General features: G+C 48.0%; 11 protein-coding genes. 6 read left to right on the top strand and 5 right to left on the bottom strand.

Going from position 1 to position 11,574, the window contains the following annotated elements; translation table 11 throughout:
• Positions 1-73: 73 nt before the first annotated feature.
• From BJL95_RS07220 to BJL95_RS07245, 6 genes are all read left to right on the top strand, one after another.
• Positions 74-598 (top strand): glycine cleavage system protein R, encoded by a 525-nt coding sequence (locus BJL95_RS07220; RefSeq protein WP_071157051.1) that lies wholly within the window; start codon positions 74-76, stop codon positions 596-598.
• Position 599: 1 nt separating this feature from the next.
• Positions 600-1,070 (top strand): peroxiredoxin, encoded by a 471-nt coding sequence (locus BJL95_RS07225; RefSeq protein ID WP_217631665.1) that lies wholly within the window; start codon positions 600-602, stop codon positions 1,068-1,070.
• A 287-nt stretch (positions 1,071-1,357) separates the two neighbouring features.
• Positions 1,358-1,597, top strand: coding sequence for an OadG family protein (locus BJL95_RS07230; protein WP_064029716.1), 240 nt, complete (start codon positions 1,358-1,360; stop codon positions 1,595-1,597).
• Positions 1,598-1,652: 55 nt separating this feature from the next.
• Positions 1,653-3,473, top strand: a complete 1,821-nt coding sequence (oadA, locus tag BJL95_RS07235) for a sodium-extruding oxaloacetate decarboxylase subunit alpha (protein WP_071156661.1) — start codon at positions 1,653-1,655, stop codon at positions 3,471-3,473.
• Positions 3,474-3,511: 38 nt separating this feature from the next.
• Positions 3,512-4,639 carry a sodium ion-translocating decarboxylase subunit beta gene (locus tag BJL95_RS07240; protein WP_071156663.1) on the top strand — a complete coding sequence of 376 codons (1,128 nt, stop codon included), beginning with the start codon at positions 3,512-3,514 and terminating at the stop codon, positions 4,637-4,639.
• A 16-nt stretch (positions 4,640-4,655) separates the two neighbouring features.
• On the top strand, positions 4,656-5,891 hold the full coding sequence (locus BJL95_RS07245; protein ID WP_071156665.1) for a glycosyltransferase: 1,236 nt from the start codon (positions 4,656-4,658) through the stop codon (positions 5,889-5,891).
• On the opposite strand, the gene BJL95_RS07250 is transcribed toward BJL95_RS07245, so the two are convergent.
• Genes BJL95_RS07250 through BJL95_RS07270 form a run of 5 tightly spaced genes read right to left on the bottom strand, consistent with a single transcriptional unit; the run spans position 5,884 to position 11,566 of the window.
• Positions 5,884-7,011, bottom strand: a complete 1,128-nt coding sequence (locus tag BJL95_RS07250; RefSeq protein WP_071156667.1) for an FAD-dependent oxidoreductase — start codon at positions 7,009-7,011, stop codon at positions 5,884-5,886. The two genes, BJL95_RS07245 and BJL95_RS07250, sit on opposite strands and share 8 nt — an antisense overlap.
• Positions 7,008-8,075: a glycosyltransferase gene (locus tag BJL95_RS07255; protein WP_175463661.1), complete on the bottom strand. Its 1,068-nt coding sequence runs from the start codon at positions 8,073-8,075 to the stop codon at positions 7,008-7,010. Before BJL95_RS07255 ends, BJL95_RS07250 begins: the two co-directional genes overlap by 4 nt.
• Positions 8,076-8,104: 29 nt before the next feature.
• On the bottom strand, positions 8,105-9,364 hold the full coding sequence (locus tag BJL95_RS07260) for a glycosyltransferase family 2 protein (RefSeq protein WP_071156670.1): 1,260 nt from the start codon (positions 9,362-9,364) through the stop codon (positions 8,105-8,107).
• Entirely contained in the window at positions 9,351-10,595 is a 1,245-nt protein-coding gene (locus BJL95_RS23755; protein ID WP_083385754.1) for a glycosyltransferase, read from the bottom strand. Before BJL95_RS23755 ends, BJL95_RS07260 begins: the two co-directional genes overlap by 14 nt.
• A 29-nt stretch (positions 10,596-10,624) precedes the next feature.
• On the bottom strand, positions 10,625-11,566 hold the full coding sequence (locus BJL95_RS07270; RefSeq protein WP_071156674.1) for a glycosyltransferase family 2 protein: 942 nt from the start codon (positions 11,564-11,566) through the stop codon (positions 10,625-10,627).
• Positions 11,567-11,574: the final 8 nt, after the last annotated feature.

An 11,574-nucleotide genomic window follows, 5' to 3' on the forward strand; every position in this document is an offset into this window, starting at 1 on the left:
CGGCGCGGGTGGCTTTTGTCCGGACAGGGCTTGATGCTACACTGTAAAGACCCGTTTTTAAGGATCAATGACCATGCAGCTTGCAATCTCGGCGCTAGGCAACAAGGCTAGCGGCTTCATCGTGGAAATTTTATCGGCATTGAGTGCCTGTCAGTGCACGGTGATCGAGTTGCGTACCGCTAATCTGACCCAACTGAGTTCCGCCTATTTATTGATATCCGGCAACTGGAATCATATCGCCAAATTGGAAGGCATGCTGGATGCCGTCAAGCTGCGTTTCAACCTGCAAATCAGTTATCTGAGGCCCGAGGACGGCAAATTGGATATTGAGGGCGTGCCTTATACGCTGGAAACCATTTCAGTGGATAAGGACGATGTGTTGTTCGCGGTCAGTGCGTTTTTGATGGAGCGGGGCATCACGATCGAGGAAGTCAGTGCCAGCCGCCATCAAGCGCCATTCTTCAACAATCCGGTTCTGTCCAGCCGTTTCGTGCTGCTGGTCCCGCCGGACGTGCGGATTCTGTCGTTGCGGGAAGAGTTTTTGGATTTCTGCGACACCTTGAATATCGATGCGATTTTGGAACCTATCAAAAGGTAACGTGATGACTCTTTCTATTGGCGCCCCTGTTCCTGATTTTGAAATTGCCGCCACCGGCGATAAAACCATTCGTCTCGGCGACTACCGGGGTAGGAAACTGGTTTTGTATTTCTACCCCAAAGACAATACGCCGGGCTGCACTCAGGAAGGTATTGCGTTTCGCGATAATATAGACCGCTTCTCTCAATTGAATGCGGTGATCTTCGGGATTTCCCGCGACAGCGTTAAAGTACACGAAGGCTTTAAAGCCAAGCAACAATTTCCGTTCGATCTACTGGCCGACCAGGACGAGGCGCTTTGTCGTTTGTTCGATGTGATCAAGACCAAGAATATGTACGGCAAACAAGTATTAGGCATCGAACGCAGCACCTTCGTCATCGACGAAAACGGGGTATTGCTGAAGGAATGGCGTAAGGTGCAGGTCAAAACGCATATCCCGGAAGTCTTGGCCTATTTGGAAAGTCTGGCCTGATTCCCCGGTCGAGCTGGCCCTCCCTAGGTGTTTAAGGAATCGCTAGGGAAGTCCCCGTTGGGTTAATTCGCGCGATTGCCGCCCAAAAAGCGATCTGCCGCCGCTTAGTTGGAACGCCCGATACCCGATAGGTTTTCCGGCCTGATTTCAACTTCTTACGAGCGCTAGGCCGCGCCCGCTCTAGCGTTCGTTCCATTGCCCGTCCTAGCTCGCGGCCCGCTTAAGATTGTTTAATCGGGTGGTTTTGGCGATAATGCCGTGACATATTAATCATTTGGACACCAAACATGAACGAAATGCTGACCTCCGGAATTGAAGTCATGTTGATTGGCATGGGCATGGTTTACGCATTTTTGGCCATGCTGATCGTCGCGATCAGCTTAATGTCGGCGTTTATCCAACGCTATTTTCCGGAACTGCCGGCTCAGTATCCGGATGCTCCGGTCGCTCAAAGCGGTGACAAAGCCGTGGTTGCCGCCATCGCGGCGGCGGTACATCAATACCGCAAGAAACATCGAAAAGCATAAGCCTTGCCCAAAAGGCATCGATATACGACCCAAAAAAGTCATTAGGAGATAGAGAGTGGAAAAGGTTATCAAGCCCCTGGGAATCACCGAGGTGGTGTTGCGAGACGCCCATCAGTCGATTCTGGCAACTCGGTTGCGTATCGAGGATATGCTGCCGATCTGCGCGCAGTTGGATCAAATCGGCTACTGGTCGCTCGAGTCTTGGGGCGGCGCTACTTTCGACGCTTGCGTGCGCTATTTGGGTGAAGATCCTTGGGAGCGTTTGCGCTTGCTCAAAAAAGCCATGCCCAACACGCCGCAACAGATGTTGTTTCGCGGCCAGAATATTTTGGGTTACCGGCACTATGCCGACGATGTGGTCGATAAATTTGTCGAGCGTTGCGTCGTAAACGGTATCGATGTGTTCCGGATATTCGACGCGATGAACGACATGCGCAATATCGAACGTGCCGTCAAAGCTGTTTTAAATACCGACGCTCACGCCCAAGGCACGATTTCGTACACCACCAGCCCGGTACATACCATTAAAAAGTGGGTCGAACTCGGCAAACAGATCGAGGACATGGGGGCCCATTCCATCTGTATCAAGGACATGGCCGGTCTGTTGACGCCTTATGACGCCTACGAATTGGTCAGCAAGCTGAAACGAGCGGTGGCCGTTCCTATCCATATGCAATGCCATGCCACCACCGGCCTGAGTGTCGGGACCTATATCAAGGCGATAGAGGCCGGCGTCGATAACGTCGATACCGCGATCTCGTCGCTGAGCATGACTTACGGCCACAGTCCCACTGAAACCGTCGTGGCGATGATGGCCGGTCAAAAGCGCGACACCGGCCTGGATTTGGTCAAGCTGGAACGTATCGCCGATTATTTCAGGGAAGTCCGTAAAAAATACGCGCAATTCGAAGGCAGTTTGAAAGGCGTGGACGGCCGCATCCTGATTTCGCAGGTACCCGGTGGCATGCTGACCAATATGGAAAGTCAATTGAAGGAGCAGGGGGCTTCCGATCGTTTCGACGAGGTACTGCTCGAGATTCCCAAGGTTCGCAAGGATCTCGGTTACATCCCCTTGGTAACGCCAACCTCGCAAATTGTCGGTACTCAGGCCGTGTTGAACGTGTTGTCCGGCGAACGTTACAAAACCATCAGCAAGGAAACCGCCGGGGTATTGAAAGGCGAGTACGGTGCGACGCCCGCGCCTGTCGATAAGGCATTACAGGCCAGAGTGTTGAATGGCGGTGAGCCGATCACGTGCCGGCCGGCCGATTTGTTGGAGCCGGAAATGGATAAGTTGATCGCCGAGGTTAAAGCCAAGGCGGCGGCCGATAACGTCAAATTGGCCGAGAATGTCGAGGAAGATGCGTTGATCGACGGTTTGTTTGCTCAAGTCGGTTGGAAGTTCATTCAAAACCGAGGCAACCCTGCCGCGTTCGAACCTGCTCCCGGCGCCGAGCCCGCGGCTGTCGTTGCCGCAGCGCCGGCACCGGTTTGCTCGGAAGGCCTGGCCGAGAGTTACACCGTCAACGTGGACGGCAAGAATTTCCACGTGGTGGTCGCTCCGGGCGGCGGCGCGGCCGAGATCGTTGTACAGCCGATTGCCAGCAAATTGGTCATCGACGAAAGCGGCCCGATGTTGGCGGCTACCGCGCCCATCGTCAGCGGCAAGGGCGTGGTCGAGTCGCCGCTGGCCGGCGTGGTATTGCGAGTTAATGTCAACGTCGGTTCGCATTTGTCGGAAGGCGACGTGGTGTTGATCATGGAAGCCATGAAAATGGAAACCGAGATTCGCGCCAAGGTGGCCGGCATCGTTAGCGCCGTCAACGTCAGGCAGGGCGACTCGGTGGCGGTCGGCGACATCCTGGTCACGTTGTAAATATTCGTCAGGCCTTTATCGAACCAATCAAGAGCTCCATGGAAAATATCAGACTATTGTGGGAAAACACCGGCATCTATAACGCGACCGGATCGCAGGTCGCTATGATGGCGGTCGGATTTCTATTGCTGTATTTGGCCATTAAAAAAGGGTTTGAACCCCTGTTGTTGCTGCCTATCGGTTTCGGCGCGGTACTGAGCAATATTCCAGCCGCCGGCATGATAGACGAGGGCGGTATCTTGTACTACATGTATTACGGCATTAAAGCCGGCGTGTTTCCGTTGTTGATCTTCATGGGCGTCGGTGCGATGACCGATTTCGGCCCGATGTTGGCCAATCCGAAAACCTTGTTTTTGGGGGCCGCCGCCCAGTTCGGCATCTTCGCCACATTGTTCGGCGCGTTGGCTTTGAATGCGGTCCCAGGCATGCAATTCAGCTTGCGGGAAGCCGCCGCGATCGCGATTATCGGCGGCGCCGACGGTCCGACCGCGATTTACGTAGCGTCTAAATTGGCGCCGGAATTACTCGGTGCCATCGCGGTCGCCGCCTATTCCTACATGGCGCTGGTGCCGTTGATTCAACCGCCGATCATGCGTGCGCTGACCAGTGAAGCCGAACGCCGGATCGAAATGCAGCAATTGCGTAACGTCGGCAAGACCGAAAAAATTGTGTTCCCTTTGATGTTGCTGGTGTTAACCGCCTTCTTGCTGCCGTCGGCCGCGCCGCTGGTCGGAATGTTTTGTCTCGGTAACCTGATGAATGCCTCGGGTGTCGTCGATCGCTTGAGCAAGACCGCCCAGAACGAATTGATTAATATCGTCACGATCTTTTTAGGCTTGTCGGTCGGATCCAAACTCAGCGCCGAAGCCTTTTTGAAAGTCCAGACCTTGGGCATCCTGGGTTTGGGGGCGATCGCGTTCGCGATCGGTACCGCTAGCGGCGTCATCATGGCCAAGATCATGAACCGCTTCAGTAGTACCCCGATCAACCCGTTGATCGGCGCCGCCGGCGTCTCGGCGGTACCCATGGCGGCCAGGGTCGCCAACAAAATCGGTCTGGAAAGCAACCCACATAACTTCTTGCTGATGCACGCAATGGGGCCGAACGTGGCCGGGGTTATCGGCTCGGCGGTTGCGGCCGGCGTCTTGTTGAGTTTGGTGCGTTGATAGTCTGACCAATTTTATGACAGCCGAAGCCGAGGCTCGAAAGCCGAGTGTTCTTTGGCTAACCTCAAGCTACCCGCGCTACCAAAACGATAGTGCATCGGTTTTTCTACGCTACTTGGCCGAAGCGCTTGCCAAACAAAATTTCGATATTCGGGTGTTAGCACCCGATCATCCGGATCAATGTTCATACGACTCCGCCGTTTCCCTCCAGCATTTTCGTTACAGTTTCAATCGACGTAAACAGGCGCTGGCGTACGGTTCTGGCATATTGCCAAATCTGCGAGTTAGACCGACGCTGATTTTTCAGGTGCCTGGGTTCGTCGCGGCGATGTTTTTCCGCGCCGCCAGAGAAATCGTCCGTGATAAACCCACGTTGCTTCATGCCCACTGGATTTTTCCGCAAGGCACACTGGCTGTGGTGTTAGGCAAACTGTTTAAGATCCCGGTGTTAGTCACCGCGCATGGCGCGGATGCGTTCGGATTAACTGGGCCTGGGCTGGCGGCGATAAAGCGCTGGACCGTCCAGCAGGCATCGGCTTGGACTAGCAATACCCAGGCGACGGCCGGAGCAGTGGCTTGCAAGCATTGCGGTGCGGTTATTTTACCGATGGGCATACCCTTCGACTGCTTCGCGGCGGTTTCTAAACCGATAGTGACCGATAAAAGTCATCCCGAAAAATACGTGGTGTTGTTCATCGGTCGCTTAGTCGAAAAGAAGGGCGTGACCGATTTAATCATGGCGTGCGCCCGGCTGCCAAATGAGTTACACGAGCGAGTCGAGCTAAGGATTATTGGTGATGGCGAGGAACGGCAAGCGCTCGAAATGCAAGCCCTACGCTTGGGTATCTCGCACCATGTGACATTTCTCGGACGAATCGCGAACCACGAGTTACCGGACCACTACGCAAATGCCGATATATTTGTTGCCCCGTCGATAGTCGATTCGAGCGGCGATACCGAAGGGCAGGGCGTTATATTGCTGGAAGCCATGGCGGCTGGGGTACCTGTGGTCAGCACCAGAACCGGCGGAATCGGCGAAGTGATCGAACACGCCGTGAATGGTATTTTGGTTGAGCCTAATTGTCCGGAACAATTGGCCGAAGCCCTGACGACCTTGATTCAAGATCGGCAATATCGTCAACGATTGAGTGACGCGGGGAAAATCACCGCGAGTAAATACGATTGGAAAGCGGTTTCCGAGACGTTTGCGACGGTTTACCAGAAACTTGTAAGTGTGGATGCGGTTAGCTAGCCCTCTCCAAGAAAACTTGGGCGATTTTCAAGCTATTAGCGACCACTTGATGCATGTCGTAATAAATATATTGGCCGCAACGGCCGATAAAGGTCATATGCTTCAGTTGTTCCGCTTTAGCTTTATAGCGCTTATATAACTGTTGCGGCTCGCCGGATACCGTCTTAACCGGATAATAGCGCTCGAAACGATTGTCCTCGTCGCGGCACGGCATTTCCTTGGTCAGCAACACCTGTTCGGCGCCTAAATTACAACCAGGATATAAACGCCAGTCGGTTTGCCGGGTATAACATCCGTCATCGGTAAAATTTATGGTGGGTGTCGGTTGATGATGTTTCGCTACCAATTGATGCTCAAACTTGATGGACCGATAAGGCAAGCGCCCGAAACATTCATCGAAATAAACATCGATCGGCATCGAATTGAATACGTGGAAATACTCGTGTTCCATAGCTTTATCGAATTCGCAATTTAAAACAATGGAAATCGCCGGGTGGTCCAATAGCTTTTTGAACAGGCCGATATAACCATCCGCCGGCATAGCCTGAATACTATCGTTAAAGTAATCTGCGTTGTCGTCATAGCGTATCGGCAAACGTTTCAACACTTCGGCCGGTAATTCCGTTAAATCCAAATCCCACATCTTACGCGTGTAACGGCCGAAAAATAACTCGGTTAAATCCGGGCCGAATACGTTTTCCGCTACTTGTCGCGCGTTACTTGGGTTTTCATAGGGAATCCGCAACGAGTTTAAAAACGCTCTGACCGCGCCTTCATTCGCGAAATTTTGCGAATAAACACGGTTAATGGTGGTTCGATTAATCGGCAAAGGCACATAACCCACGTCATCGACCCAGGCCTGAACTTGATGTCGGTAAGGCAACCATTCGGTGAAACGCGACAAGTAATCGAAAATTCGCTGATCGTTGGTATGAAAAATATGCGGACCGTATTGGTGAACCCGTAAATTAAATTCGGGATTAATAGGGTCGTAAGCGTTGCCGGCGATATGGTCGCGTCGGTCGATCACTTTCACGTTAAACCGCCCGCTATCGGCCAACTGCCGTGCAATCACAGCGCCGGCAAACCCGGCGCCAACGATGAGAATATCCGCTATCATGAGTTAATCCATTCGATAAGGCGACGAGCTTGGTCTGCCCAACTCGGAATCGGCAGGCGAACTGTATAGCCGGAGTTCAATAAATAACTAGCCTTGTTGCAGAAGTCGGCCAGATCATCCTGTGTATATAAACATTCCGGGTGATCGCGAAAAACTTGTCCCACCGCGCCGACATTCGTGGCTAAAACCGGCGTTTCGGTGGCGAGAATTTCGTAGGTTTTCTGCGGAAAGGCGTATCGGCCGAACTCGCTATCGCGCAGACAAATCATTGCCAAGTCAAGCGCGCTATAAAAGCCGTTAATTTGACGATGCGCCAATAGACCCAAATAGTGAACTCGCGGATGATTGGGGATAGGGCAGCTAGGGTCAGTTGGTCCGGCCAACACTAAATGAACCGAACTGTCGTTATCGGCTAATTGCAAAAAGCCGGCGTAGAGCAAATCGACACCGCGATTTTTGTCCAGCGAACCGGCTAAGCCAATTAGTTTTGCATGAGCAGGCAAATTCAGGTGTTGCCTGCATAGAGTTTTGTTCTGTGGAAAAAAGTCATTGCCAGCGATCGTGCTTTCCAATGTGATAACGTTGTGATGCTGATATCGCTGCCGGATAAAATTTGAAAGTGGTTCGCTGACACAACTAATGCCTTCGGCGTTTCTTATCGCCAGACGATATAAAGACAAAAGTCCGGGCAATTTTGCCAGCCCGAAACTCTCATAATTATCGTAAAGATCGAGATAATAGGGTATCTTAAAAAGTTTGGCGAATAGAGCGGTTATAACGGCATGAAGACAGTCGGAGCTACCCAATAAAATATCCGGTTTAAATTGCTTAATAAGCAAAAATGTGTTGGCAAAGTACCTCGGCAAACCGGGGACTATTAACCTGCCGGCATCGAAGCCATGCCACTCCAAAGAATTCGAGCTATTATTTATGTGTATAAAATGACCGGAAGTGCAGCGATGGTAGCCAAGACAAATTCCTCGGATATTGTGCCCAATTAATGCTAATTGTTTTGGCAGTTCGTAAAGCCTAGCATAACGGTCGTCGATGACGTCGTTTTGCATATAGTGGCGCTTGCATAGGAAAACAATTCTCATTTAAATTGAGAAATATATTTTCCAGCAAAAAAAATACAGCGATAAATAATAAATGCTGTGTTTTTAATTTTGCTGTTTTTAATGACGCGTGATCCGTTTTCTGTTAAGAGAATAGCAAAGCTAGAAAATAGCATAAATATATTTAACTGATTGCCAACTGCGATAGAAGGCCTAATAATCGATTTTAATAACGCTAACGAAAACTTAGTGGCGGACAAATTGGTGTCTATGACATAATGTATTGTGTTATCGCCAAATGCTGAATAGCTTAGTTGACCATAATTATGATCATAAATTACCAAATAATTGTTATCGGGAATTATATCTGGTTTAAAGTGTGTGGCCGTGGTTGGGATGTAAGCCTGGGAAGGCCATTTTCCTCGAATATCATTTTTAAAATCAGTAATGGCTGATTCAACAGAATAAGAATAATCGACAATCCCCATGTAGTGGTAAAATTCCTGCAGTTCTTCGTAAATTGCTAAAAGCTTGGCTAGGGCACTTTTAGATTTTGAGTATTTGTTGAAAAAATATAACTTATTTCTAACTCTGTAGTAGACCCTCCACGCATTGGATGGCTTGTAGCCATTGAAATGATGCCAAACAACAGAATTTGTGTTGCAGAGTATCATTTTGCCGAAGGACTTTATTCGTGTTGACCATTCTATGTCATCCCAGAAGATAAACATCTCCGGATCGATTTTTCCATAAAGTTTGACATCGGTCATCCTGGCGAGCATGGAGCAAGCAGCGCAGTAATCAACCTCGATAGTGCCGGATGTCGATTTATCTAAATGCCTGGGTTTGCCATGATTGTTTAATGTAATGTTGGCCTTGTTCCAGTTAATATTGCCACCGCATTCTTGAACAATGTCACTGCCGACTATTAATATTTGTGAACCGCAGATGCTGGCATCTGGAGTGCTTTCCAAAGTATTGACCAAATACAATAATGCATCTTTATCGACGATTACATCGTTATCCAGTAGCCAGCAATAGGTATACTCGTTATCTTGTGCGTATTGCAAGCCTATATTAAAGCCGCCGGCTCCTCCGGTATTTTCTGGATTTTTTATGATAATGGTGTCTGGAAAATATTCCGCGATAGCGTCGCTTGTTTGGTCGGTAGAGCAATTATCGACCACAACCACGTCGTAATTTGGATAACTAAGAAGTTTTAATGAGTTTAGCAGCTCCAAAACGAACGCTTTTTTATTCCATGTTACGATGACAATTGCAACTTTAGAGGTCTGCATAATCGTTATTTAGAACTTTTTGATAAATTTTTAAATGTGCCGCCAAGAATAGTTCCTTCGTGTAGCGTTCTTGTACTTTTTGCAGACCGGCAGTACGCCATGCAGCTAATAGTTTCGGATTATTAACGGCATAATTTAAGCCATCGACTAAACCTTGTACATCGCCGGTTTTCGCTAACCAACCTGTTTTGTTGTGTTCGATAATTTCTGGAACTCCGCCAGTTGCAAATGCAATAGCCGGTGTGCCGCAAGCCATGGTTTCAATAGCAACACAACCGAATGAATCAGCAAGTGTTGGGAAAAGAAATACGTCTGCTGCTGCATAATATTGGGCTAAAAGCTGGTCGTTGTATATATAGCCTGTGCTATAGAAGCTCAATCCTTGAAAAAAGTCCAATTGATTTTTATCGGATTTTCCTATCGCTAAAACAAACGGCGGTGGATTCATTTGCTTTAATGCTTCAATAGCTAAATTCGAGCCTTTTCTAGCTTCTGATAAGTTTGTTGCAGTTAATAAAACAATAAACCGATCCTGGGGCAGGCCAAGAATGGTTTTAACTATTCCTCTATCCAATGGTTTATAGATATTTGTATCCACATAGTTAGGAATTACAACCGGGGTAATCTTGAAATCGACGGCCTTCATTGCCTCGGTGGCCAGCCATCTCGACGGAAATATAGGCACAATCGGCCATTGTTGCAATAATCGCCGTTTATACTGTTGCATATAGCCAGTAAAATCAATTGACGTACCCAAAGGTAATAAATCTAATTGTGGGCAATTATTGCAATGATCGTAGTGAGCTTTGCAATCCATGGGATATATACAACCACCTGTAAATGGTGAGCAATCATGGAATGTCCATATAATAGGTTTGCGTTTTACAAGCCAAGAAAGCGCCAAAGGGGAAAATGTAAATGAAATATCATGAAAATGATAAAGATCATAGTCAACCGTTTTACGCTGTAAATGAATCCAAAGCTCTGGGGTGATAAAGTCCGGAAGTCCAATAGTCCTGGATGCTATTGATAAAGCACCTTGTATCAGTGAAAGCCATTGCCCGCCGTGTAGTTTAAACGTGTACCAATCGGAATTAATACCTGGGCGACCAACCCAATGATGTACTTCAAATTTATGATCGTTATTTAGTAATTGAACTAAGCCGCCAGCTATCCGGCTGGCGCCTCCGCCTGTGGCGTCCGATTTACTGATAACAGCAATATTTTTCATAATATAAATATTACAATAGTCAGCGGGGGTTAAAGCTTGCTAAAATATGAATTAATATAGTTGCCCCAGAATTTAATGACATTACCGAGTATAATATGATTCTTCAGGCGATCAATTAAGGATTGAAGGTAAATTTGTCTATGTAGGATATGAATGAAATTGTCGTATTTATTGGTTGCATTTAATATGAAATTATTGTAAATCCATGATGCGAGTTCTTGGTTGGACTTTTCGTTGTCAAAAACGGTTTTTGACTTATTATGAACTCGATAGTTGGATAGTACTTTATTTTCAATAATTGGCGAGGTACGCTTCGTCATTTTCCACCATAAGTCAACATCCATAACATAATGAAGAGAAATGTCAAGATGTCCTATTAACTCCAGCATTTTCCTGTTCCAGAACGTAGATTGCTGCGGGAACCAATTCCCAGTCCAACATAGAAAAGTTTCCTGCGTAACATCTTTCGGCGGATTGCGAAAACCCACACGATTACTTGACTCATCGATAATGTTAGCTATGCCTATTAACCAGTTGGCATCGTTCAAATTAAATTTATCGGCAACGTAAAATAATGTATCGTTTGCAAACGTGTCGTCTGAATTAACCCACGCAATTATGTCGCCGGTACAGGCCTCCAATCCTTTGTTGATAGCGTGGCTTTGGCCTTCATCCTTCTCACTAACCCAGTAGTGTATCCAATTTTCGTATTTTTTTATTATTTCAATTGAATTGTCAGTGCTGCCACCATCAATGACAATATATTCCAAATTTGGGTAGTTTTGTAATAGAATGGAGCGTATTGTTTCTTCAATAAACTTTCCTTGATTTAACGACGGTGTAATAATGCTTATTTTTGGCCACGGACTGTCTTTTGAGCGAGCATCAAGAATAAGTTTAGATTCATGTGTCCATGGCCAACCCTTCTTGTTTTCATTAGGTAGTGGAAGTTCTTTCAGTAGCGCCTTCATCGATATTG

This window comes from Methylomonas sp. LWB (assembly GCF_001856095.1).
In the GTDB taxonomy this organism is placed as follows: Bacteria; Pseudomonadota; Gammaproteobacteria; order Methylococcales; family Methylomonadaceae; genus Methylomonas; species Methylomonas koyamae_A.